Raw genomic sequence first — 24,288 nt, forward strand, 5'->3', positions numbered from 1 at the left:
GTGGTATATTGCTACTAGAAGCATTGTTGCCAATTTGCATCAATCGTTCATGTCCAAAATGGCATCATTGCGAACCTGTTTTGGTTTTCAGGCCGAGCGAAACGCCCAGCCGGCTTAGAGTTTTTCGATGCAAATCAAATCTTTGTAAGGCTTGAGCCACGCCAGGGGATGCCAACAGAACCCGCACATGAAAACCGCAGTTTTCGGTAAATGGCGCGGGAAAGCGGTGTTTGGAGCGATTGTGCGGTGCAAAATTGGTAGCAAAAAGCCACCAGTTTTATCCTTTGACTGCCTTGGAAATCGGATGCAACGTGACGAGGCAAATTCTCGTCCGCGCAGAAGGACTGCGTCGGACGGAAGGCAAATGAGTTTAATTGATCTCCAGTCAATGCTCAGCGACCCCGCCCCATTCCTTGAGGCGGGGTCATTTCATTTGAGCGTGAAGAGGCTGGGTGGCCGGGGAATCTGCTCTGTCAGAGCGGCCGCATTCAGGCGTTGCGGTCTATAGGCAGCAGATCATAATCCTCGTTGGCGAGATGAAGGTCGAATTGGGCGCGGGCTATGTGGGCGGCGACCATGTTTTCGAAGACATCATCAAGGGCCGGCAATATCTCGATCTGCCGGCCGCCGTCTTCCAGCAGACGGACGAGCCCTTCCGCTTCAGCCCGTTTCATGAGCCGGCGTATGTGGGTGCGTGACACGCCGAAGAGATTGCCGATTTCATCATAGGGAAAGCTGACAATGTTCTCCCGGTCTGCCGTTTGCTGTTCCTTCATTGTCATCAGCTTGCACAGAAGGACTCCACCGCCATCGCTGATGGCGAAGAGCTGGGAACTGTGCAGGTTGGAAATCATGGTGCTGACATTGAGCAGCGAGTGCAGGCTGGAGGCGAAATAGCGCTCAACGAAACCGTCGGTGCCGTCAATCAACTGCTTGTAGTGCCGCGAAGGAAACAGTTTGTCGGCCGCAGCGATGGCAACGCCGACAATCCTGCGCATGCCGGATATCAGCTTGTCGGTTGGTTGGATCAGATGGTTCCGGTGGTCGGTTTCATCAAGGACGCGGCTGACAAGGCCGATATTCTCCAGGAGATCGATCGTCGCGGACGTGGTGTTCTTGCTGCAGAGCTTCAGGCTCGATGTGATGTTCTGGACGCTGGAAATGGTTGCGCCGTGATGGCCGTTGTCACGGGTGAAATGCAGCGCAAGAATCGACATGCAGATGACCTGGCGGGCCACATTGGCCATAACCTTGTTGGCCATGTACCGGCCTTCAAAAATTCCGACGGCATCCTCTGCATAGTCAGCCGCCGCTTTGCTGAAGTTCGGATGCTGGCGCAGGATCGCAACGCGCTGCAGCAGCCACTGGGACCGTGTTTCATGGCTTATGAAAGGAAGGGTTTCCGGCATCCGGTCGTTCATGAAGGCTATTCCCATTCGATTGCCACTCCGTCTGGATTCGCACCAGTATGATTTTGCCCCTTGCGGGCAGTTGGTTCGGCGGGTGTCGGGAAGCCCTGTCCTGATTGCGTAATGTACATGCTCCTGCGACGAACGCTGATAACAAGTGCGTGAATCAGAACGGGCTCATTTGAAGGTTGTCCGGCTTCCCGGAGATAGGGCGAACAGCCTCCAGCCCCAGGCAATCGATCTTGCCTGGCGCGCGGCTTTTCGCGGCTGGATTATCAGGGTTATGGCGGCGAAGGCTGGGCGCCTGCGGCCGTCATTTGGCGGAGTAGGCGGCAATCATGGCATCGCACGCCCGTTTCAACTGTTGCTGGGGGCCCTCCACCCCAGCGCTTTGGCCGCATACGCGTGCGCCTTCGACAAGCAGCACAAGGGCATCCGCCAATTGTTCGGCTTGGCTGATGCCTGCCATGCGGCAAAGATCGATCAGGCGCTGCTTGTGCACTTGCTTGGCATCGACGATCACTTTGAACGCCGGATGATTCGCTTCCTTGAGTTCAATGGCGGCATTGGCCAGATCGCATCCGCGCGGATCGCTGAACACGCATTCGGCGGCTTCATGAATCCAGCCGCGTATCTGCGCCAGCGGATCATCCGGAAAGGCCGCTTCCAGATCGCGCCAGATCTGTTCACGCCGTGCGGACACCTGTTTGAGGCATTCGCAGATCAGATCGTCCTTGGATCCGAAATGGCGGTAGAGCGTCATCTTGTTGGAATCGGCGGCCTCGGCAATGGCGTCAACACCGACACCCTTGATGCCCTGCTGGCGAAACAGCTCAATGGCGCTGGCCACGATGCGGGCGCGCGGCGGCATTCGGCTGCCGTCGGATTCCCCTGATGTAACAGTATCGTGAGGTTTCGAAATTTCCTGCGTAGGCGCGCTTGACATAGATGTTACCGTCCAGTAACTATGGGTTGTTACTTACCGGTAACACGCATTTGGTTCTCATGTCAATTTTTCAAATTGGTGTTCGGGCCCGCGCCTTATAAAAGTACTGATTTACCATTCTATTCGTTGTTGCGGCGCGATTGCCGCTGAGAAGGAGAGCATCATGCCACAGACATATGCCGATCTTACCCTTGCTGAAGCTTTATCAGATCCCATGATCAACGCCGTGATGCGCGCTGACCATGTGACCCGCAGCGAGCTTGAACTCCTTATGAAGTCTGTGGCGCGAAAAAATATTGAAGCTGCCACATCCAATACGTGGCGACGCCCGTTTACGGTAGACCAGCCCGCCGTATCCAAGAGCCTGCTTGCCATGGGCGCGCGCGTTCGCTCCGCCTGCTGCGAAGGTTCCGTTTAGCGTTCGGGCAGGCCGCGGATTGCCAATGTGAATGATCGCCGGCAGTTCCCACGGGAGCTGCCGGTTTTGTTTTGCGGCGAGCGCTGCTGCACAGGATTTTCGCAGTTGCACAAAATATCGGCAGACACTGTGCAATCGGTGAGCGCGGGTTTTTGCCTTGGCGGCCTGGTTTTGTTTGCTGGCAAGCTATCATGTGCTGTTTTTGCGCGTGCGGGCAGGGCAGCAATAAGGTTTCCGCTGAAAGTGGCACGCAAATTGCTTTGGGTAGTGTATCCGCAGGTGATGGCGCACGATTGGGCGCAGCACCCGCAAAAAGGATCAGCACGCACACCTACCTATGAGAGAAGCCATAATGACAAAATACAAACTCGAATACATCTGGCTCGACGGTTATACGCCGGTCCCAAACCTTCGCGGCAAGACGCAGGTCAAGGAATTCGATGCTTTCCCCAAGCTGGAACAGCTGCCTCTCTGGAACTTTGACGGAAGTTCGACAATGCAGGCCGAGGGCAGAAGTTCGGATTGTGTTTTGAAGCCGGTTGCGGTCTATCCTGACAGCGAACGCAAGAATGGCGTTCTCGTCATGTGCGAAGTGATGATGCCCGACGGCAAGACACCGCATCCCTCCAATATGCGCGCGAGCATCAATGATGATGAGGGCGCTTGGTTCGGCTTCGAACAGGAATATTTCCTCTACAAGAATGGCCGTCCGCTCGGCTTCCCCGAAACCGGTTTTCCTGCACCCCAGGGCCCCTATTATACGGGTGTTGGCTACAGCAATGTCGGCGACGTCGCCCGCAAGATCGTCGAAGAACATCTCGATATCTGCCTGGCTGCCGGTTTGAACCACGAAGGCATCAATGCGGAAGTGGCCAAGGGACAGTGGGAATTCCAGATTTTCGGCAAGGGCTCCAAGACGGCCGCCGATGAAATCTGGATGGCGCGCTATCTCCTGCAGCGTCTGTGCGAAAAGTACGGCATTGACGTCGAATACCATTGCAAGCCGCTTGGTGATACCGACTGGAATGGCTCCGGCATGCATGCCAACTTCTCGACCGCCTATATGCGCGAAGTCGGCGGCAAGGAATATTTCGAACAGGTCATGGCGGCATTTGAAGGCGCCTGCGACGATCATATCGCCGTATATGGGCCGGACAATCACCTGCGGCTGACCGGCAAGCACGAGACCCAGTCCATCCATCAGTTCAGCTATGGCGTTGCCGATCGCGGCGCGTCGATCCGGGTACCGCACAGCTTTGTCGCCAATGGCTATCGCGGCTACCTCGAAGACCGCCGCCCCAATTCTCAGGGCGATCCCTACCAGATCGCGGCGCAGATTCTGCGCACGATCGGATCGGTTCCTGAGCCGGTCGAAGACAGGCTCGCTGCTGTCGCTTGATTATGTGAACGGCAGCAGATTACCGGCTCTATAGTGGCTTGTGCGCCCGGACAGTTCAATGGCCTGTCCGGGCGTTTCTGCTTGCAACTTCACGCCTTTTCTGGCGTCATCCAATGCTCACAGAGGCCGTATAGTATCCGGCTCTGCTCGCGCAAACAGGAGAATGCCATGCCGATCCAGGATCTGGTGACCACCATCGCGACCCAAGCCAATCTCGATCCGCAGGCCGCGGAAAAGGCAGCGGGAACCGTGCTGTCCGTGCTCCAGCATGAAGCCCCGGAACAGGCCGCCAGCCTTTTCGCAAAAATGCCGGGCGCCGCGCAATTGGCGCAGAGTTTTGATGTCATGGCTCCGGGCAACCAGTCGGGCGGGCTCATCTCCAGCATAACGGGGTTTCTCGGCGGCGCTGCGGGTGAAAAAGTCGGCGCGCTCGTCAATGGCATGGCTGCGCTCAAGGCCAGCGGCTTGACGATGGAGCAGATCCAGCAGGCGGGTACCGCCGTGATCGCCCATGCCAAACAATCCGCCGATCCGCAGCTGGTCGACAAGATTGTTGCATCGGTCCCCGGCCTGAAAGGGCATTTTGGCCTGTGAAGCGACCGCTTTGATGCGGTTGCCGGCTGACAACCGCCGCATCACGGGATAAACCGCTTCTCGTATCGCCACGGGTTATGCGAAGGAGCGGGCAGGATGAACGGAACGCGACGCGCGTTTTACTTCGCGCTTGGCTGGGTGATGGTTGCGCTCGGTTTTATCGGCGCATTGCTTCCCGTCATGCCCACCACCATTTTCCTGATTATTGCCGCCTGGTGTTTCGGCCGTTCTTCGCCGCGTTTCGAGAAATGGCTGCTGGAACACCCGGTCTTCGGCCCGGCACTGGTGCAGTGGCAGCGCCATGGCGCCATTCCGCTCCGGATAAAATGGATTGCCTGCGGCGGCATGGCATTCGGTTTTGCCACGTTCTGGTATTTCGCCCGGCCAGCGCCGCTTCTGGGTGCCGTTGTGGCGTTGTTCTTCATCGCCTGCGCCCTGTATGTCGTGTCCCGTCCGAACGGACAATGATGCGCGCCGGTGAACGAAAAGGTGCAGGAAACGGGTGGACATCGGGCATGAGGGAGCAGCGCCGCCCCGAAAAACAGTTGACAAGCGCGTGCAAAAATCCAACTCTATTACATTAAAAGGGGATATATTCCATTGTAATGGAATTATTGGATGAGGAGCGGCGGTGTCTGATTTACTTGTAAGCTTGTACACCGGCAAGCTGGCCGACCTGAAGAACCGGGCTGAAGCTGTGGCTGTCACCATCCGTCCGGTGCTTGCGCCCGAGGCGCAACTGGTCACAGACTGGGTCCGCGAGCATTTCAGCGCCAACTGGGCGAGCGAAGTCACGGTTGCCATCACCCGCCAGCCTTCCGCCTGTCTTATCGCCATCGAGGATGGCGCGCTTGCAGGATTTGCCTGTTACGACGCGATTGCGCGCGGCTTTTTCGGCCCGACGGGCGTGCATCCCGACAAGCAGGGCAGAGGTATCGGACTGGCGCTTTTCTCGGCAGCCCTGCAAACCATGAAGGCGCTCGGCCATGCCTATGCGTTCATCGGCGATGCGGGTCCGGTGGACTTCTATGTGAAAGCCGCCGGCGCCATTGAGATCCCGGCCGACGACAAAGGCATCTATCAGGGCATGTTGCGCGTGAAGCGGACATAGGCCTCTCCCCAATCACAGTTTCCATGGAGTGAATACAGTGTCCAGCCAATTGCCTCTCGCCCTGTTCGTCGGCATTCCCAATCCGGTCCTGTCGCCCGATGAGATCGCGCTGTTTCGCGAGACCAATCCGCTCGGCCTTTTTGTTGGCCGCCGCAACCAGCGCGAACCCGAGCAGGTCAAGGCATTGATCGAAAGTTTCCGCGAGGCTGTGGGACGCGCCGATGCGCCGGTCTTCACCGATCAGGAGGGCGGCCGCGTTCAGCACCTTGATGCCGGTCCATGGCCGCTCTTCCGCAGTTTTGGCGAGTTTGCCCGCCTCGCGCGGCATGACCTTGAGGTGGCGCGAAAGGCGCTGCGGCTCTCTTCCCGTGCGATGGGCACGATGATGACCGAGCTTGGTCTTTCCAGCGGCTGCTCGCCAGTGCTCGATCTGGTGTTCGATACCACAAGCGATGTCATCGGCGCCCGGTCGTTCGGGGCTGATCCGGAACTCGTGACGCTGCTCGGCCGCGAGGTGATCGACGGTCTGCTGGAAACGGGCAACATGCCGGTTATGAAGCACATTCCGGGTCATGGCCGCGCCACGCTGGATTCGCACAAGGAGCGGCCTGTTGTCGATGCGAGCAGGGAGACCCTCCTTGCCACGGACTTCAAACCCTTCATCGATCTTAAGGATACGCCTTGGGCAATGGTGGCTCATGTTGTCTATTCGGCCTATGACAAGGAGCGGCCCGCTTCCGTCTCTCCCGTCATGCTTGATGTCATCCGCAAGGATCTGGGGTATGACGGCGTCCTTATCTCCGACTGCATTTTCATGAATTCTCTGAGCGGTACCATGCCGGAGCGGGTTGCGCAGGTTCTCGATGCGGGTTTCGATATCGCCCTGCACAGCCATGGCGATCTTGCCGACAGCGAAGCGGCAGCAAAGGCATCGCGTCCGCTGACGGATGACGCAGCCCGCCGCATTGCCACGGCCAATGCCCGCCTTGGATCGCTGAAAGTGGACGTCAAGGCAGTGCACGCCGAAGTCGAAGACATGTTTGCCGGCGCGCTGGTCAGCTGATCGTCTTTAATCAATAAAAACAGGGGAATACGCATGTCGAGAAACCGTCTGTTTGCAGCAGCTTCTGCAATGATGCTCCTGTCTGCGCCTGCCATGGCGCAGACAGTGCTGACCGTCAACATTGAGCCTGCCACCACCTGGGTGCGCAATTTCAATCCGTTCAACCAGACATCGGCGCGTCAGAGCACGCTTGATTTCATCTACGAGCCGCTTGTCATCTTCAACCGCTTCGACAACAACAAGCCGAACTATCGCCTCGCCGAAAGTTTCAAGCTGGCGGACGATCTGAAGAGCATCGAGTTCAAGCTGCGGCCGGACATGAAATGGTCGGATGGCAAGCCGCTGACCTCCGCCGACGTCAAATTCACCTATGACTATCTGCAGAAGTTCCCGGCGCTGGATTTCGTCAGCATCTGGAAATTCATCAGCGGCGTCGAGGTTGTCGATGCGCAGACCGTTCGGTTCACGCTGGTCAATCCCAGCTCGCTGGCCGCCGACCAGCTGGTGCAGGTTCCGATCATTCCGGAACATGTCTGGAAGGAGATTGCCGATCCGGTGACTTTCGCCAACGAGAACCCGGTCGGCAGCGGCCCCATGACCGAGATTGCGCGATTCACCGGTCAGACCTACGACCAGTGCCGCAATCCGAACTACTGGGATGCCAAGGACCTCAAGATCGACTGCATGCGCTTCCCGCAATTGGCCGATAACAACCAGATCCTGACCGCAACCGCCAATGGTACGCTCGATTGGGGTGTGTCGTTCCTGCCGGATATCGAAAACACCTATGTGGCAAAGGACCCGAAAAACTTCCACTACTGGTACACGCCGGGCAGCATGGTTGCCTTCCTGTTCAACCTGGAAACGGCCAATGCCAACAACCGCAAGGCTTTTAACGACGTGAAGTTCCGCCGTGCCGTCAGCATGGCGCTTGACCGCAAGGGCATGATCGACGTGGCCGGTTACGGCTATCCCACGCTGAACGACGATCCTTCGGGCATGGGCGAACTGTACAAGAACTGGTCCGATCCGTCCGTGCTCGCCGATTTCGGTAAATACGGCAAATATGACACGGATGCGGCCAAGGCACTCCTCGATGAGGCGGGCTATGTGGACAAGGACGGCGACGGCTTCCGTGACAATCCCGATGGCACCAAGCTGTCGTTCTCGCTGATCGTGCCCAATGCCTGGACGGATTGGATCGACACGGTGCAGATCGCCATTGAAGGCATGCAGGCAGCCGGGCTCGACGTGAAGATTGCGACGCCGGAAGAAGCCGTGTGGTCGGGTAGCCTGATCAATGGCAATTTCGACATGGCCATCAACAGCCTGCCGGCGGCTGCCTCACCCTATTATCCCTATCAGCGCGCCTATAACGAGCAGGACAAGGGCAAGACCCGCTTTACCGCGCAGCGCTGGTTCAACCCTGATCTTGCCAAGCTGCTGGTGGATTTCACACGCACCGCCGATCCGGCCGAACAGAAGACCGTGATGAACAAGGCCCAGCGCATTGTTGCGGAAAACCTGCCGATGATGCCGGTGTTCAACAATCCGAACTGGTATCAGTACAACACCAAGCGGTTCACCGGCTGGTCGACAAAGGAGCACCCCTTCGTCAATCCGTCGATCACCCGCAACAACCCGGCGCGTCTCATTCACCTCCTGGCGCTCGAGCCGGTCAAATAGGCATCGCACAGGCGGGGACCGGTAAAACCTGTCCCCGCTGCGATGGGAGATGCATATGGCCTTTCTGCTTCGACGCCTCGGATTCTATCTGGCTGCCTTTATTGCAGCTGCCACGATCAATTTCTTCCTGCCGCGCCTCATGCCGGGGGATCCGATCCAGATCATGTTTTCCAGCACCGGCACGGAACTGTCGGCGGAAAACCTCGCATCGCTGAAACTGACCTTCGGTTTTGTCGACGGGCCGCTCTGGCAGCAGTATCTCACTTATCTCAAGAGCATTTTTACCGGCGATCTCGGCCGGTCGATCAAGTATTTCCCGCTGCCCGTCACCCAGGTGCTCGGCCATGCCCTGATCTGGACCGTGGCGCTGATGGGGACCGCCACGCTGATCAGTTTCACACTCGGGACGTTCCTCGGCATTCTCGCCGCCTGGCGGCGCGGCAGCGTTTTTGATGTGGTCGTGTCCGTTGGCGCGATCTTCGCCACCTCCGTTCCGGCGGTGGTCACGTCGCTGATCGTACTCTTCTTCTTCGGCTTCACGCTTAACTGGTTTCCGACCGGCTATTCCGCCGATCCGGCGCTCGATCCCGCGTTCTCCCTGACCTATATCCTCAGCGTCCTCTATCACGGCATCCTGCCGATGCTGACCCTGTGCACGGTGCTGACTGGCGGCTTTGCCGTCACCATGCGCAACAACATGATCAATCTTCTTGGCGAGGATTACATTGTCATGGGGCGGGCCAAAGGGCTTTCCGACAGCCGGGTGATGATCTGGTATGCGGCGCGCAATGCGCTCCTGCCGACGGTCAGCAGTCTTGCCATCGCCATCGGCACCGTGCTCGGCGGCTCGCTGGTGACCGAAGTCGTGTTCAATTATCCCGGCCTCGGTAATATCCTCTATCAGGCCATTCTCGCCCGCGACTATCCCGTCATTCAGGGCCAGCTCCTGATCATGACCATCGCCATGCTTGTCGCCAATTTCATCGTGGATGTCAGCTATGTGCTGCTCGATCCGCGCCTGCGGAGGACATGAGCCATGCAACCTCTCATCGCCGGACTTGTCCGCAACCGCAAAGCTCTGGTTGGCATGATCATCCTCCTGATCATTGTCCTGATTGCGCTCGCTGCACCGCTGCTGACGGAATATGATCCCGCTGCCCGCGTGGGCCGGCCGCACCAGCCGCCATCGGCCGAGCATTGGCTCGGCACCACGCGTATCGGTCAGGACGTGTTTGCCCGGCTGATCTACGGTGCGCGGACATCGCTTGCCGTCGGCTTCGGCGCCGGGCTCCTGATCACGGTGCTTGGCACAGCACTTGGAATCATTGCCGGATACCGCGGCGGCAAGACGGATGAGGCCATCAGCTTCTTCACCAATATGGTGCTTGTGGTGCCCAACCTGCCGCTGCTGCTGGTGCTTGCTTCTTTTATCGGACAGGCCAGCCCGCTGGTCATCGCCGTCATTCTCGGCTGCACATCCTGGGCCTGGGGCGCGCGCGTCACCCGCGCCGAAACCCTGTCGGTCAAGCAGAAGGATTTCGTCAAATCGGCCGAAATGATGGGCGAGCCGCGCTGGCGCATCATGACCTTTGAAATCTTTCCGAACCTCATTTCCATTGTCGGCATCAATTTCATCGGCAGCGTGATTTTTGCGATCATTACGGAGGCAACGCTGGAATTCCTTGGTCTTGGCGATCCCAAGACCGTGTCCTGGGGCATGATGCTGTACAACGCGCAAAAAGCGTCGGCCCTGTCCGTCGGCGCTTGGTGGGATATCCTGACCCCGTGTTTTGCTCTCGCGTTGCTGGGGATCGGCCTGTCGCTGCTGAACTTTGCCGTCGACGAGATCGCCAATCCGCGCCTTCGCACGGGAAACAGCATGAGCCGCTGGTCGGCGCTGATCCGCTCCGGGGAGGGCCGCCTGTGACCGCGCCGCTGCTTCAGGTGAAGAACCTCACCATCGATTACATCGGCGACAGCACGGATTTTCGCGCAGTGGACGATGTCAGCTTCGACGTCGCCCGCGGCGAAGTCTTCGGTCTTGCCGGAGAGTCCGGTTGCGGCAAGAGCACCATCGCCTTTGCCATCAGCCGTCTGCACAAGCCGCCGGCATTGATCCGCTCGGGCCGGATATTGCTGGAGGGCAGGGATGTGCTCGATCTCAACCCGGCGCAGCTGCGGGATTTCCGCTGGCGCGAAGTCGCCATGGTGTTCCAGAGCGCCATGAATTCGCTCAATCCCGTGCTGCGCGTTCAGGAACAGTTTTATGACGTGCTGCGCACGCACCAGAAGATGAACCGGGCGCAGGCGCGCGAGCGGACGGCGGAGATGCTGCGCCTTGTCGATATTCCGCCCGACCGGATGAAGGATTATCCGCACCAGTTTTCCGGCGGTATGCGCCAGCGTATCGTCATTGCCATCTGCCTTGCGCTCAATCCGAAGATCGTCGTGATGGACGAGCCGACCACGGCGCTCGATGTGGTGGTGCAGCGCGAAATCCTGCAGCGCATCAACGAGCTGCGCCGCACCTTCGGCTTTTCCGTGCTGTTCATCACCCATGATCTCGGCCTGATGGTGCAGTTCTGCGACCGCATCGGCATCATGCTGGCGGGCAAACTGGTTGAGCAGAACACCGCGGAAAACATTTTTGGCGCGCCGCAGCACGACTACACCAGAAAGCTCTGGGCTTCCTTCCCCTCGCTGCATGGAGAGCCTGTCATGGAAAAGGTATCGATATGAGCGATCCGCAAACCGCTATCCTTGCGCTCGACCGCGTATCGAAGTCCTTCGGCACGGCGCCCTACAAGGTGAATGCGGCGCAGTCGGTTTCCTTCGAGCTGCATGCCGGACGAACCCTTGCGCTTGTCGGTGAATCCGGCAGCGGCAAGACCACCTGTGCCCGGCTGGTGATGCGGGAATATATGCCAAGCGAAGGCCAGCTGCTGTTCAAGGGCAAACCTGTCTCGACCGGTAATGCCAAGGCGCTCGCCGCCTATCGCCGTTCGGTGCAGATGATCTTCCAGGATCCGTTTTCCTCACTCAACCCGGCCCATACCATCGACTATCACCTGCGCCGCCCGCTGCAGCTGCACCGGCGCGACCTCCGGGGAAAACAGATCGATGCGACCGTTGAGGAATTGCTGAGCCGGGTCAAGCTCGACCCGAAAATCGTCGCGCGCAAACACCCGCATGAGCTTTCGGGCGGACAGCGCCAGCGCGTCAACATCGCCCGCACGCTGGCGGTCGGTGCTGAAGTGATCGTGGCAGACGAGCCGACCTCGATGCTCGATGTGTCGGTGCGTCTCGGTGTTCTCAATCTGCTCAACGAGATGAAGCGGGACATGAAACTTGCGCTGCTTTACATCACCCATGATATCGCCACCGCCCGCTACGTCGCCGAGGATATTGTCGTCATGTATGCCGGACAGATCGTCGAATGGGGCGATGTCAATAAGGTGATCGACAACCCGCAGCATCCCTATACCCGGCTTCTTCTCTCGGCGGTGCCCGATCCGGAGATGCGGTTCGACGATCCGAAGGCGCAATTGAAGGCGGCCGATGTCGACGAAGTCCGGCGGTTATCGGCGGTGCCGCAGGACCGCATCGTCGCTGTCGAGCCCGGCCATTTCATCCGCCAGATCGCGAGCGGCAGGGCGGCGTAAGACGCGCGGTCGCGATTGACCAAAACTGCCGGATGATTGCACAATCCTCCAAAGCGGATCAAAGCTGGCGGTTCGGCACTGGTTCGCGCGCGGGATGACACCTAGATAGGGTGGGCATTACCCGAGGAGAGCTGCCGTGGACAAAATTACCGAGCTTGCACAATTGATCGAAAAGCACACGGGTGCCGATGGGTTGTTTTCAACGGATATTCCGCGCCTGAACCTTGCCCGTGCCACGGCACCGACGGAGCCGAACCATGTGGTGCATGAACCGGCGGTCTGTGTGATCGCCCAGGGCCGCAAGCGCACCATGCTGGGTGACGAGGTCTATTATTATGACAAGGCAACCTATCTGACCGTTTCGGTTGACCTGCCCATTGTCGGGCATGTCATCGAAGCGTCGGAAGACGAACCCTATCTGTCGCTGCGCCTTGACCTTGATCCCACCATGCTCAGCGCATTGCTGCTGGAAGCGCCGAAGGAAAGTTTCAGCAACCAGTTGCCCGACCGCGGCATGTCGCTCAATCCGATGGGGCCGGACCTGCTCGACAATGTCGTGCGGCTTGTCCGCCTTCTCGATACGCCGAAGGACATTTCCATGCTGGCGCCGCTGACCGAGCGTGAACTGCTCTACCGGCTCCTGACCGGCGAACAGTCCGGCCGCCTGCGCCAGATCGCCCAGTCGGAAAGCCGCCTGCATCAGGTGAACAAGGCCATCGGACTGATCAAGCGCAATTTCCGCAAGACGCTGCGCATTGAGCATGTGGCCTCCGAAGCCAATATGAGCCCGTCCTCCTTCCATCAGCACTTCAAGGCGGTGACGTCGATGAGCCCGCTGCAATACCAGAAGCAGCTGCGGCTGCAGGAAGCCCGGCGGCTGATCCTCAGCCAGTCGCTGGATGCGGCAACGGCCGGCCATGCGGTGGGCTATGACAGCCCGTCGCAGTTCAGCCGCGAATATGCGCGCCTGTTTGGCCAGCCGCCGCTGCGCGATATCGCCCGGCTGAAGGACATGCCGGACTATCTGCTGGAAGGCTGAAGATTAAAGCCGCTTGCCGGTTGCCTTGTCGAATATGTGCAAGGCACCGGCATCGATGGCAAAGCGTTGGGCCATCCCGGCTGTCACCGTCGATTTCGGCGGCAGGCTGGCGGTCAGGCGCTGGCTGCCGATGGTCGACGTGACCACCAGTTCGGGGCCGGTCAGTTCCACCACCTCGACCATGGCATCGATGCCAAGCGCTGCATCACCCGCCGGAGCAAGGCTGAGGCTTTCAGGGCGGATACCGATGATGACATCGCGTACCTGACCGGCCTTTTCCCGGATATCGGCGGGAAGGGCAAAGCCGCTCAGCGATCCGTCAATATGGGCAATACCTTCGGCCACCGTGGCTTCCAGCATGTTCATCGGCGGCGAGCCGACGAAGCTGGCGACATAACGGGTGGCTGGGCGGTTGTAGATCTCATCGGGCGTTGCCAATTGTTCGATCTGGCCGTCGCGCATCACGGCGATGCGGGTTGCCAGCGTCATCGCTTCGATCTGGTCGTGGGTGACATAGACAATCGTCGTCCCCAGCATCAGGTGCAGGCGCTTCAGTTCGGTGCGCATTTCCATGCGCAGTTTGGCATCGAGGTTGGACAGCGGCTCGTCGAACAGGAAGATTTGCGGATTGCGCACCAGAGCCCGGCCGATGGCCACGCGCTGGCGCTGGCCGCCGGAAAGCTCGGAGGGCTTGCGTTCGAGCAGATTCTCGATCTGCAGGATTTTCGCGGTCTTGTGCACGGCATCCGCGCGTTCTGCCGCCGGAACCTTGCGCATTTCCAGCCCGAAGCCGATGTTGCGCGCCACCGACATGTTCGGATAGAGCGCGTAGGACTGGAAGACCATGGCGATGTCCCGGTCCTTCGGATGCACGCCGGTCACGGAGCGGTCGCCAATGCGCACATCGCCTTCCGTTGCTTCCGCCAGCCCCGCGATGATGTTGAGAAGCGTGGACTTGCCGCAGCCGGAGGAGCCGAGCAGCACCAGGAACTCGCCGCTGGCGAGCGACAGGTCGATACCTCTCAGGGTTTCAATGACGCCATAGCGTTTCCTGATGTCGATGAGTTCAAGGGCGCTCATTGCGCATTCTCCGGCGTGGTGTCGAGGTCATGGCTGTCATAGCGGCGGGGTACGGTCGAGATGGCTTTGGATGCCACATGGACACCGGCGGCGATGCAGTGTTGCAAGGGCATGTCCCGGGCGAGGGCGGCGAGGAAAGCTGCATTGAAAACGTCGCCCGCGCCAATCGTGTCGGCAACGGATACCACCGGCGCATCGGCTGTCACCAGCTGATTGTCCGGACCGACGGCCAGGGCGCCATCCGCTCCGCTTTTGACCACGATGATGGCGTTTTCCGGCATCAGCGCCTTCAGCGCGTGCGCCGCGTCTGCGGGCTCGATCCTGTTGGCAAGCCGCGTCGTTTCCACCTCGTTGAACAGGGCGCAGTGACAGCGCGACAGCCATTGACGTGCTGCCGCACGGTTGGCTTCGCTCCAGCCGCCGGCTGGCCAGCCGGTGTCGAGCGCGACGCGGATATCGTTGGCATCGGCCCAGTCGAACAGCGCGTCGTAATCCGCAACCAGCGCATCGGTCAGGAACGAGCCGCACAGGAGGACATAGCCGCCACGCAACCGGTGCGTGTCCAGCATCGACAGGACATCCGGCCAGGAAAGCGCGCCGAGATGGCCGCGCGTCGTGAAGAATGTGCGTTCGCCATTGGGATGGGTAATACCGACGGACAGGGTTGTTCCCATCGGGGCGACAGGCCAGCGCTGACCGCGCACGCCGAATTCCTCGCGCAACCATTGGCCGAACTGGTCGCTGCCGACATTGGCGGCAATCTGGAAGTCGATGCCGAGTCCTTCCCAGGTCAAAGCCGAATTGCCGGCCGAACCGCCGACGCGCAGTTCGTCGTAGTCGACCATGATCTCCGTGCCGGGCGTCGGCCATGGATCGGCAGGGCCGAGGATCAGGTCCACGTTGACATTTCCAATGACGGCCAGCGGGCGCATGATCCTATTCGCTCCGCGTAATCTTGGTCGAGCGGACAGGCGTTCCGACGTCGGCAACCCGTTCACCGGCAAAGGCGATCATGAAACGCTGCGCGGCAGGCAGCAGGGCGAAAATCGCGGCGATGCCGGCGGCTTCACCTGTGCTGACGGTGGTGACGCCATCAATCGGCTTTTCGCCCGAGGCGTCGAACACCACGACAGGCGATCCTGCTTCGCACGCAGACATGGCCATTCCGGCAACCAGTCCGGCGGTGGCATCCTTGCCGCGGAACAGCAGGACACCGACCCTTGGCCCAAGCATTTCCATCGGCCCGTGGCGCAGTTGCCCGCCTTCCAGGGAGAAGCAGGGGATGCGCGACAGTTCGGTCAGTCCCAATGCAATGGCTTCGGCGACACCCTGCAACCGGCGGCCGGAGGTTACAACCGAGGAAACATGGGAGAGGGCTTTGACGGCCGCATCGATCTGCGCTGTGCTGCCGCCTTCAAGGCGCGCGAGCGCCGCCGAGGGATCATCGCCCAGCGCCGCGAGGATGGCGAGATGCAGGCCAAAACTGACAGTCAGGCTGCGGGTGGCGGCAAAGGCGTTTTCCGTGCCGCCCGCGCCCACAAGCGAGGGAACGGTGCGGGCCAGCGTCGATCCGCCTTCGAGCGTCAGACCGAACGTATCGGGCGCCACGCCTGTCTCGGCAAACCAGCGCAGCACTTCGGCGCTTTCACCGGACTGGGAGGTTACAAACACTGTCTTGCCGCTTGTCGGCACCGGCTGCCCGAGCTGTTCCGACAGGGGCAGCGCCACCGCATCGATGCCCAGGCTGCGATAGAGCGGCTCGACGGCCCGGCTGACCGCGTGGGAGCCGCCCATGCCGAGCAGCAGGAGACGTCCGGTCTGGCGCAGCGACTGGGCGATAGTCGCGGCAAGCGGCTTTGCCGCTTCGAAGGACGCGATTGCATCGGCATTCTGCCGTGCCATTTCCCGTTCAATCGCCATCAGGCCGGTGGGCCGGTCCGGGTCAGATGTCATGCTCATCCCTTGACGCCGCCATTGGTCAGGCCCGAAATCAGGGCACGCTGCATGAACAGACCGATGATCAGCGGCGGCAGGGCGGCCAGCACACCCGCTGTGGCGATCAGTCCGTAATCGGAAACCCGGCCGCCAGCCAGATCGGCAATGGCGACGGTAAGGGTCTTGGCCCGCTGGTCGGAGGTGAACAGCAGCGCGTAGAAGAATTCATCCCAGGCGAGCAGGAAGGCAAAGAGCGCCGCGGTCGCCATGACGGGCGCGGCCAATGGCAGGGTGATCAGGCGCAGAATCTGGTCAAGCCGCGCGCCGTCAACCGTCGCGGCACTTTCGATTTCGCGCGGAATGGAATCGAAGCCGGATTTCATCAGCCAAGTGGTGAAGGGCGCAAGGATGGTCAGATATACCAGGGCCAGCCCGAAAACATTGTTGAGGAGACCGAGGGCTGACAGGGCCATGTAGAGTGGAACGGCGAGCGCCACCGGCGGCAGCATGTAGGTGGCGATAACCGCATAAAGCGACCAGCCGACGCTTGGCGTGCGCGAGACCGCCCAGGCCGAGGGTATGGCGACGACAAGCGCCGCCGCAGTTGCCATCCCCGCCACTTTGAGACTGTTGAAAAGCGAGGCGACGAACGCTTCTCCGGCGCTGTTGGCAACGCTCGACAGGAGAACGCCATAGCGCGAGAGGTCGATGGTTTCGGGCCACCAGCGCAACGGCTTGGTGATGAGGTCGGTGGTCGAGGAAATGCTCATGATGAACAGCCAGACCACCGGCGCGAGGATGACCGCCGCCAGCAGGAGCGCTGCGGCATGGACAAGGATGGTGGCTGTCAGGCTGCGGCGTTCCATCAGGAGGCTCCTGCGCTTTTGCGGATCAGGGCGGCATAGGCGACGGCAAGAATGGTGACAAGAAGCGTGACGATCAGGGCAAGCGAGGCACCGGACCCGGCGCGCTGGAACGAGAAGGCTTCCTGATAGACAAGGATGGACAGCGTGCGGGTGCTGTTGGCCGGGCCGCCCCGCGTCATCACCCAGATGAGGTCAAAAACCTTGAATGCTTCGATGGTGCGAAGGACCAGTGCCACCATCAGCGGACCGGCCAGATAGGGCATGATGACGAAGCGGAACCGGGCCCAGGCACCGGCGCCGTCCACCATCGATGCGGCGGTGATATCACGCGGCACGGCCTGCAGCGCGGCCAGCGCGATCAGCGCCACCAGCGGAAAATTCTTCCAGCAGTCGGCAACGATCAGGGCGGTCAGCGCCGTGCCGGGCTCACCGAGCCACGAGCGGTAGGTGTCGAGAAGGCCGATCTGTGTGAGCGCCGCATTGAGCGCGCCATATTCCGGGTTGTAGATCAGCCGCCACAGCGTGGCATTGACCACCGTTGGCAGAGCCCATGGCAGGATCATCAGCGCCCGCAAGACGGAGCGGCCGTAAAACTGCTGGTTGAGGAGCAGCGCTGCGAGAACGCCGATCACCATTTCCGCCGCGACCGAAAGCACGGCAAAGAGCGTGGTGGTAACAAGGGTTCGCTGGAAATTCGAGCCGGACAGCATTTTCACATAATTGTCGAGGCCCACGAAGCTGCCCGCCGTGCCGACCAGTTTGGCATCGGTGAAGGAGAGGCGCACGGTATCGACCAGCGGCCAGCCGATAATCGCAATCATGACGATAAGGAGCGGCAGCATCAGGAGCCACGCGCGTGTCGTAATCCAATTGCTCGTCATGAAAAGCAGCCTGCCACACTATCAATCATTGAGAAAGATACGGGCGGCGGTGCACATCCGCCGCCCGCATGGTTGCATCACAGGCCGCTGTTTGCGGCGGCTGTCTTGAGCGCATCTTCCGGCTTGGCCTGGCCGAGCAGCGATTCCTGCACCGCCTGCTGCAGGGCGGTCGACAGCTCCTGATATTTCGGCGTCGTCGGGCGCGGATACATGACCGCAAGGCTCTGCTTGGCGGCGGCAATCAGTTCTTCCTGGCCTTTTGAGACAGCCGGGTCCGCATAGGATGACGTCCAGATCGGCAGGCTCAGCTTGGCATACTGGTTCTGCGTCTGTTGCGAGGTCATGAAGGCAATATATTTCCACGCCTCATCGGGGTGCTTGCTGGTGGAGGTGATGCCAAGGCCCATCGAGCCGTTGACGGCGGAGACAGTGCTCTTGCCGTCGATACCCGGAGCGGGAACAACGCCGACCTTGCCGGCAACCTTGCTGTCCTTCGGATCATTGGCCATGTTGTACATGTAGGTCCAGTTGAGCGCGAAGGCAGCTTCGCCGTTCTGGAACACGCGGCGCACATCCTCTTCGAGGAATTCCTTGGAGTTGGGGTTAGTCAGGCCGGACTTGTAGCTGTCGACCATGTAGTTGAGCGCATCGAGGCCGCCGCCCGACTGGAAGACGGGCTTGCCGTCCTTGATGAAGCTGCCGCCATAGGCACTGACCAGCGTGGCGTAATCGCAGATCGCGGCTTCCGCCTGCGACCAGCTCCAGGCAATCGGCGTGGCCAGGAGGCCCTTGTCCTTGATGATCTTGGCCTGCTCGGCCAGTTCCGCCCAGGTCTTCGGCGGCGTCTTGATGCCGGCCTTTTCGAGGATTTCCTTGTTGTAGAACAGGTATTTTGTGTCAAGAATCCACGGCATGCCGTAGCGCTTGCCCTGATATTCGACCGTGGTCCATGCACCCGGTAGCACGCCGGTCTTCATGTCGCCGGTGATCTTGTCCGAGACGTCAAGCAGCACCTTGTTGGTGGCGTATTCCGCCGGCCAGATCACGTCGAACAGAACCACGTCGTAACCGCCGCCCGAACCCTGGGCCAGCACGGTCTTGTCATGCAGGCCTTCATAGGGCACGAATTCGAGATTGACGGTGACATCCGGATTGGCCTTGGTGAAGGCCTCGGTCATGGCGCGGACATCGGCTTCGCTATAGGCAGCCTGCGCCATGAAAAGCGCATTGATCTTGGTTTCTGCATGGGCGGGAGAGGCAAGTGCGGCTCCCAGAAGTGTTGCGCCAAGCAGCGCGGTCTGGATGGATTTCAACATGGTACCTCCTATTTGGCTCTTGTGGCCGGAACCTGTCCGTGACGAACCGGCGCCGGTTGATGGTCATTATGCGCGGGAGCTTTGTCATTCAGGACCTGTCCGCGACGTGCCAACGTCCAGCCAGTGCTCACGTTCCCCCAAGACTCTTGCGGTCTTTTGTATTAAATCAATTGTCTTGACTTATTTCTTGATCAATATTGATCTGGTGTCAAGAGGGGGCGGAATGGACGCGAGAAAATCGATCCGGGCCAAGAGCGGAACCAATCTGGGTGGCGCAAGCGCGCATAACCGCCGCATCATGATCGATGCGCTGCGGATCAATGGCGCCTTGTCGCGCGCCGACCTTGCCCGTGCCACGGGGCTGACCCCGCAGACCGTGTCCAACATCATCGAGGAACTGGCCCGCGACGGGCTTGTGCAGTCGCAGGCCAGTGTTCGCAAGGGGCGGGGCCAGCCCGCCACGCCCTATCATCTCGTGCCCGATGGCGCTTTTGCCATCGGCCTGCAGATCGACCGGCATGTCACGCGCACCGTCATCGTCAACCTGGTTGGCGACGTGCTGGTGCAGACGGAATCCAAACTGCCCTCTGGCGGTCCGGCGGAAGGGGTTCTTGTCATTCTCGATATCGTTGGGAAGGCCTGCGAAACGCTGACGGCGCAGTTCCCGCATGCGGCGGGCAAGCTTGTCGGTCTCGGCCTTGCCATGCCCGGGCCCTTCGGCATCAATGAACTTTATGACGATCCGTGGATGATGACGGCCTGGCAGAACTTTCCGCTGGCCGAACGGATCGCGGAGGGCACCGGCCTCGAAGTTGCGCTGCAGAACGATGCCTCGGCGGCCGCAACGGCGGAAAGGCTGCTGGGCGCTGCCCACGGCCTTGACCACGTCGTGTGCATTTATCTCGGCTATGGCCTTGGCGCCGGACTGATCCTCAATGGCGAGATCTATGGTGGCGCCTATTCCAATGCCGGTGAGATCGGCATGATGCTGGCGCTGGCTCCCGGCGACGATGCGAATGTCGAGCCGCTGGAGCACTACACATCCATGGCCTCCCTGTGCAATGTGCTGGGTATCGACCCCTCCGATCCCCGGCTCTTTGCCCTCGTCACCGATGCGGTGGCCGATGGCGGTCCGGCGGTGGAGCGCTGGATCAACAATGCGGCGGACCGCTTGCGCCGGACTGTGCAGATGCTGGAATCGATCTTCGATCCGCAGACCACCATTCTGTGCGGCGGTGCTCCGCAAGCACTGATTGACCGGCTGATAGAGCGGATGGGACCGCTGATGCCGTCGATCGCGGACCGGGCCCAGCGTTACCCCGAGCCCCGCCTTCAGGCAGGGCTCGCTGATCCTTGGTCGGTCGCCTTGGGAGCGGCAGCGGAACCGATTGCACGGGCCTTTAACCCGCGCTTCTCGGCAATTCTGAAAACGCCCTGATCAGGCTGCTTTCTTGATGGCGTCGCCCAGCATGGAGACGATGGTGTCGATCTGCTCTTTCTCGATGATCAAGGGCGGAGAAAGAGCAACAATGTCACCGGTGACACGCACCAGCAGGCCGTTTTTGAAGCAGTCGGTGAAGACATCGTAGCCGCGCGCACCAACAGCGTCTGGACGCGATGCCAGTTCGATGCCGGCAACAAGGCCGATGGTGCGGATGTCGACAATGCCGGGCAGGCCCTTGAGGCTGTGGATCGCATCCTGCCAATGGTCGGCCATGGCGGCAGCGCGGGTCAGGAGCCCTTCCTCCTCATAGACTTCTAGCGTGGCCAGACCGGCGGCACAGGCGACGGGATGCCCGGAATAGGTATAGCCGTGGAAAAGCTCGATCTGGCTCTCGGGGCCGTGCATCAGCGCGCCGTAGACAGTCTCGCTGGCAAACACGGCGCCCATGGGCACCGCCCCGTTGGTCAGGCCCTTGGCCGTGGTGACGAGATCGGGCACCACGCCAAAGTAATCGACGGCAAAGGGGGTGCCGAGGCGGCCGAAGCCGGTAATGACTTCATCGAAAATCAGCAGGATGCCATGCTTCTGGCTGAGGGCGCGCAAACGCTCGAGATAGCCCTTCGGCGGCAGAAGAACGCCGGTCGACCCGGCAACCGGTTCGACGATGACGGCGGCAATGGTTTCCGCGCCATGCAGCGCGACCAGCCGTTCCAGATCGTCGGCCAGATCGGCACCGTGTTCAGGCAGCCCTTTGACGAAGGAATTGCGGACGGGATCGTGCGTGTGGCGGATATGGTCGGTGCCCGGCAGGAGCGGGAAGACGCGGCGGTTGTTGACAAGGCCGCCGACGGAAATGCCGCCGAAGCCGACGCCGTGATAGCCGCGTTCGCGGCCGATGACCCGGGTGCGCGTGCCCTGTCCGATGGCGCGCTGATAGGCGATGGCGATCTTCAGCGCAGTGTCGACGGATTCCGAGCCGGAGCCGGTGAAGAACACTTTTGTCAGGCCTGCCTTCTTGCCGCCCGGGGCGTGCGCCGCTAGTTTTTCAGCAAAGTCGAAGGCCAGGGGATGACCCATCTGGAAGGACGGCGCATAATCCATGGTAATCAACTGGCGCGCCACGGCATCGGCGATCTTTTCGCGCCCGTGCCCGGCATTGACGCACCAGAGGCCCGCCGTGCCGTCGAGCACCTGTCCGCCATCGACGTCGGTGTAGTACATGCCCTTGGCGGAGGCGAGCAGGCGCGGCGCTGCCTTGAACTGCCGGTTCGCCGTGAATGGCATCCAATAGTTTTCGAGTGATGGGGTATTGCTCATGAGCATACGGGTTTCTCCTCTTCTTATCACAGGGAGCCATGCTTTCTATTGACCAACAAGTCCTTTTCTGCGTTGACGTAAGATATTGATTTTACTTATATTGATTTTCATAAATTCATTATATCGAACATATAGAACAGCCAAAGGAGCATCCGGTGCAAATAGATCTGGGCGGGCGTCTGCGTTTCCTGCGGCAAAGGCACAACCTGTCGCAGCGCGAACTGGCCAAGCGGGCGGGTGTGACCAACTCCACCATCTCGCTGATCGAGTCCAACCAGACCAATCCGTCCGTCGGTGCGCTCAAGCGCATTCTCGATGGCATTCCCATCGGCCTGTCCGAATTCTTCGCCCTTGAACCGGATCGCAAGCAGAAGGTGTTCTACGAGGCGGGCGAGCTGGTCGAAATCGGCAAGGGCAACATCTCCTATCTGCAAATCGGCGAGAATCTGTTCGGCCGTGCCCTGCAGATCCTGAAAGAGCGTTATGAACCCGGCGGCGATACCGGCCGTATCATGCTCGTGCACGAGGGGGAGGAGGGCGGCGTCGTCATCAGCGGCCGGATTGAAGTCACCGTCGATGACCAGCGGCGCATTCTCGGTCCGGGCGACGCCTATTATTTCGAAAGCCGCCAGCCGCACCGCTTCCGCTGTGTCGGCCCCAATCCCTGCGAAGTCGTCAGCGCCTGCACGCCGCCGACATTCTGATCAGCGCAGGGAGGAAAACCAGGCGATCAGCTCGGCACTGTTGCGCAGCCCGAACGCGCGCATGATGCGGGCGCGATGCGCCTCGATAGTGCGTTTGGACAGGCCGATTTCCTGGGCAATCTGCGCATTGGTCTTGCCCTGCGAGACCAGCGTCAGCACCTGCTTCTGCCTGTCTGAAATGAGGCTGGCATTGCCAGCCACTGTCCGGTTCATCGGCTCGAAACAATAGAGCGCCTCGGCGAAGGGATCGGCGTGGTTGCCGCTGCGCCCGCGCACCCGGCACCAGAAGCTGGCGCCGTCGCGCCGCCGCATCACCCGCTCGTCGTAGTAGACGCGGCCGCCGGCGAAATTTGTTCGCCACATTTCTCCGGTACGAACGAAATCGGTGATCTTGGGATAGAGGCGGCTAAAACTCTGGTCGATCAGTTCGCCGCGTTCATAGCCGAAGGTCTCGGCGAATTCGAAATTGCAATCACGTATGATACGGTGTGTCGCATAGACCATCGGCACCGGCATGTCGGTCAGTACGAAGCGTTTTGCGCTTCCTGCAACGGCAATGTCGGAGATAGGAAACTCGGCTGTGGTCATGCAGTATTAATACGACTACCAGTGCCATCAAGACAAGCCATACCGTTGCGGCAACGGCAGCGTTCAGACCCTGCCGCAGAGGATGCAGAACAATGGGAGAGTGTTCTTGAAAAAAGTTCGATCAAATGTAAGCGATGCGCTGGACAGCGTGCTGTTTGACGGCATGACGATCATGGCGGGAGGCTTTGGCCTGTGCGGCATTCCGGAAGCCCTGATCTATGCGATCCGCGATTCCGGCGTGAAGGATCTGACGGTCATTTCCAACAATGCGGGCGTTGATGGCATCGGTCTTGGCGTGCTCCTGGAAACCAAGCAGATCCGCAAGATGATCTCGTCCTATGTCGGCGAAAACAAGCTGTTCGCCCAGCAATATCTCTCGGGCGAACTGGAGCTGGAATTCAATCCGCAGGGCACGCTGGCCGAGCGCATCCGCGCCGGTGGCGCCGGTATTCCGGCATTCTTCACCAAGACAGGCGTTGGAACCATCATTGCCGATGGCAAGGATGTACGCGAGTTCGATGGCGAGTCCTATGTCATGGAACGCGGCCTGTTTGCCGATCTGTCCATCGTTCATGCCTTCAAGGGCGATACTGAAGGCAATCTTGTCTACCGCAAGACGGCACGCAATTTCAATCCGATCATGGCGACAGCCGCCAAGGTGACGATTGCCGAAGTGGAAAACCTGGTCGATGCCGGCAAGATTGACGGCGACCATGTCCATACGCCGGGCATTTTTGTCAAGCGCATCGTGCATGTGCCGAACCCCGTCAAACATATCGAACAGCGGACGACACGTCCGCGTCTTGTCGCTGCAAGCGAGGTGAACTGAG

The 24,288-nt window shown here is 60.2% G+C and carries 25 protein-coding genes; 15 read left to right on the plus strand and 10 right to left on the minus strand.

The window, feature by feature from the left end; translation table 11 throughout:
* Positions 1-488 precede the first annotated feature (488 nt).
* Positions 489-1,421, minus strand: a complete 933-nt coding sequence (locus ACTJJ7_RS17965) for a hypothetical protein (RefSeq protein WP_440968359.1) — start codon at positions 1,419-1,421, stop codon at positions 489-491.
* A 301-nt stretch (positions 1,422-1,722) separates the two neighbouring features.
* Complete coding sequence (locus ACTJJ7_RS17970; RefSeq protein ID WP_245421038.1) at positions 1,723-2,280, minus strand: TetR/AcrR family transcriptional regulator; 558 nt, start codon at positions 2,278-2,280, stop codon at positions 1,723-1,725.
* A gap of 238 nt (positions 2,281-2,518) precedes the next feature.
* Between ACTJJ7_RS17970 and ACTJJ7_RS17975 the strand changes: the two genes are divergently transcribed.
* From ACTJJ7_RS17975 to ACTJJ7_RS18030, 12 genes are all read left to right on the plus strand, one after another.
* Entirely contained in the window at positions 2,519-2,773 is a 255-nt protein-coding gene (locus tag ACTJJ7_RS17975) for a hypothetical protein (protein WP_440968360.1), read from the plus strand.
* A 352-nt stretch (positions 2,774-3,125) separates the two neighbouring features.
* A complete protein-coding gene (locus tag ACTJJ7_RS17980; RefSeq protein WP_105733346.1) occupies positions 3,126-4,172 on the plus strand; it encodes a glutamine synthetase beta-grasp domain-containing protein in 1,047 nt (348 codons plus the stop codon).
* 168 nt (positions 4,173-4,340) lie between these two features.
* Entirely contained in the window at positions 4,341-4,766 is a 426-nt protein-coding gene (locus tag ACTJJ7_RS17985; RefSeq protein ID WP_440968361.1) for a hypothetical protein, read from the plus strand.
* 96 nt (positions 4,767-4,862) lie between these two features.
* The gene (locus ACTJJ7_RS17990; RefSeq protein WP_440968362.1) at positions 4,863-5,234 is read left to right on the plus strand and encodes a YbaN family protein; all 372 of its coding nucleotides are present in this window, start codon (positions 4,863-4,865) and stop codon (positions 5,232-5,234) included.
* Positions 5,235-5,397: 163 nt separating this feature from the next.
* On the plus strand, positions 5,398-5,877 hold the full coding sequence (locus tag ACTJJ7_RS17995; RefSeq protein ID WP_130271898.1) for a GNAT family N-acetyltransferase: 480 nt from the start codon (positions 5,398-5,400) through the stop codon (positions 5,875-5,877).
* Positions 5,878-5,914: 37 nt separating this feature from the next.
* Positions 5,915-6,940 carry a glycoside hydrolase family 3 N-terminal domain-containing protein gene (locus ACTJJ7_RS18000; RefSeq protein WP_130271896.1) on the plus strand — a complete coding sequence of 342 codons (1,026 nt, stop codon included), beginning with the start codon at positions 5,915-5,917 and terminating at the stop codon, positions 6,938-6,940.
* A gap of 33 nt (positions 6,941-6,973) precedes the next feature.
* Positions 6,974-8,626 carry an ABC transporter substrate-binding protein gene (locus tag ACTJJ7_RS18005; RefSeq protein ID WP_440968363.1) on the plus strand — a complete coding sequence of 551 codons (1,653 nt, stop codon included), beginning with the start codon at positions 6,974-6,976 and terminating at the stop codon, positions 8,624-8,626.
* A 55-nt stretch (positions 8,627-8,681) separates the two neighbouring features.
* Positions 8,682-9,659 carry an ABC transporter permease gene (locus tag ACTJJ7_RS18010; protein ID WP_440968364.1) on the plus strand — a complete coding sequence of 326 codons (978 nt, stop codon included), beginning with the start codon at positions 8,682-8,684 and terminating at the stop codon, positions 9,657-9,659.
* A gap of 15 nt (positions 9,660-9,674) precedes the next feature.
* Complete coding sequence (locus ACTJJ7_RS18015; protein ID WP_105733849.1) at positions 9,675-10,553, plus strand: ABC transporter permease; 879 nt, start codon at positions 9,675-9,677, stop codon at positions 10,551-10,553.
* Complete coding sequence (locus tag ACTJJ7_RS18020; protein WP_440968365.1) at positions 10,550-11,365, plus strand: ABC transporter ATP-binding protein; 816 nt, start codon at positions 10,550-10,552, stop codon at positions 11,363-11,365. Before ACTJJ7_RS18015 ends, ACTJJ7_RS18020 begins: the two co-directional genes overlap by 4 nt.
* On the plus strand, positions 11,362-12,288 hold the full coding sequence (locus ACTJJ7_RS18025) for an ABC transporter ATP-binding protein (RefSeq protein ID WP_440968366.1): 927 nt from the start codon (positions 11,362-11,364) through the stop codon (positions 12,286-12,288). Before ACTJJ7_RS18020 ends, ACTJJ7_RS18025 begins: the two co-directional genes overlap by 4 nt.
* A 136-nt stretch (positions 12,289-12,424) precedes the next feature.
* Positions 12,425-13,327 carry an AraC family transcriptional regulator gene (locus ACTJJ7_RS18030; RefSeq protein ID WP_105733355.1) on the plus strand — a complete coding sequence of 301 codons (903 nt, stop codon included), beginning with the start codon at positions 12,425-12,427 and terminating at the stop codon, positions 13,325-13,327.
* Between the two features lie 3 nt (positions 13,328-13,330).
* Here ACTJJ7_RS18030 and ACTJJ7_RS18035 read toward each other — a convergent pair whose 3' ends face one another.
* The 6 genes from ACTJJ7_RS18035 to ACTJJ7_RS18060 form a co-directional block, all read right to left on the minus strand.
* On the minus strand, positions 13,331-14,407 hold the full coding sequence (locus tag ACTJJ7_RS18035) for an ABC transporter ATP-binding protein (RefSeq protein ID WP_440968367.1): 1,077 nt from the start codon (positions 14,405-14,407) through the stop codon (positions 13,331-13,333).
* Complete coding sequence (locus tag ACTJJ7_RS18040; RefSeq protein WP_440968368.1) at positions 14,404-15,339, minus strand: PfkB family carbohydrate kinase; 936 nt, start codon at positions 15,337-15,339, stop codon at positions 14,404-14,406. Before ACTJJ7_RS18040 ends, ACTJJ7_RS18035 begins: the two co-directional genes overlap by 4 nt.
* 4 nt (positions 15,340-15,343) lie before the next feature.
* Positions 15,344-16,366: an SIS domain-containing protein gene (locus tag ACTJJ7_RS18045; RefSeq protein WP_440968369.1), complete on the minus strand. Its 1,023-nt coding sequence runs from the start codon at positions 16,364-16,366 to the stop codon at positions 15,344-15,346.
* On the minus strand, positions 16,363-17,208 hold the full coding sequence (locus ACTJJ7_RS18050; RefSeq protein ID WP_130271882.1) for a carbohydrate ABC transporter permease: 846 nt from the start codon (positions 17,206-17,208) through the stop codon (positions 16,363-16,365). The genes ACTJJ7_RS18045 and ACTJJ7_RS18050 overlap by 4 nt, the downstream gene beginning before the upstream one ends.
* Complete coding sequence (locus tag ACTJJ7_RS18055) at positions 17,208-18,089, minus strand: carbohydrate ABC transporter permease (protein WP_440968370.1); 882 nt, start codon at positions 18,087-18,089, stop codon at positions 17,208-17,210. The genes ACTJJ7_RS18050 and ACTJJ7_RS18055 overlap by 1 nt, the downstream gene beginning before the upstream one ends.
* A gap of 77 nt (positions 18,090-18,166) precedes the next feature.
* A complete protein-coding gene (locus tag ACTJJ7_RS18060; RefSeq protein WP_440968371.1) occupies positions 18,167-19,405 on the minus strand; it encodes an extracellular solute-binding protein in 1,239 nt (412 codons plus the stop codon).
* Positions 19,406-19,628: 223 nt separating this feature from the next.
* On the opposite strand from ACTJJ7_RS18060, the gene ACTJJ7_RS18065 reads away from it, so the two are divergent.
* Positions 19,629-20,843 (plus strand): ROK family protein, encoded by a 1,215-nt coding sequence (locus ACTJJ7_RS18065; protein ID WP_440968372.1) that lies wholly within the window; start codon positions 19,629-19,631, stop codon positions 20,841-20,843.
* On the opposite strand, the gene ACTJJ7_RS18070 is transcribed toward ACTJJ7_RS18065, so the two are convergent.
* Positions 20,844-22,172: an aspartate aminotransferase family protein gene (locus ACTJJ7_RS18070; RefSeq protein ID WP_440968373.1), complete on the minus strand. Its 1,329-nt coding sequence runs from the start codon at positions 22,170-22,172 to the stop codon at positions 20,844-20,846.
* 149 nt (positions 22,173-22,321) lie between these two features.
* Here ACTJJ7_RS18070 and ACTJJ7_RS18075 point away from each other — a divergent pair, with 149 nt between their 5' ends.
* Entirely contained in the window at positions 22,322-22,870 is a 549-nt protein-coding gene (locus ACTJJ7_RS18075) for a cupin domain-containing protein (RefSeq protein ID WP_105733364.1), read from the plus strand.
* Here the strand turns inward: ACTJJ7_RS18075 and ACTJJ7_RS18080 are convergent, their stop codons facing one another.
* Positions 22,871-23,458: a LuxR C-terminal-related transcriptional regulator gene (locus ACTJJ7_RS18080; RefSeq protein ID WP_440968374.1), complete on the minus strand. Its 588-nt coding sequence runs from the start codon at positions 23,456-23,458 to the stop codon at positions 22,871-22,873.
* Positions 23,459-23,540: 82 nt separating this feature from the next.
* Here ACTJJ7_RS18080 and ACTJJ7_RS18085 point away from each other — a divergent pair, with 82 nt between their 5' ends.
* Positions 23,541-24,287 (plus strand): CoA transferase subunit A, encoded by a 747-nt coding sequence (locus ACTJJ7_RS18085; RefSeq protein ID WP_440968375.1) that lies wholly within the window; start codon positions 23,541-23,543, stop codon positions 24,285-24,287.
* Position 24,288 lies beyond the last annotated feature (1 nt).

It is taken from the genome of Phyllobacterium sp. 22229, assembly GCF_052056495.1.
GTDB lineage: Bacteria > Pseudomonadota > Alphaproteobacteria > Rhizobiales > Rhizobiaceae > Phyllobacterium > Phyllobacterium myrsinacearum.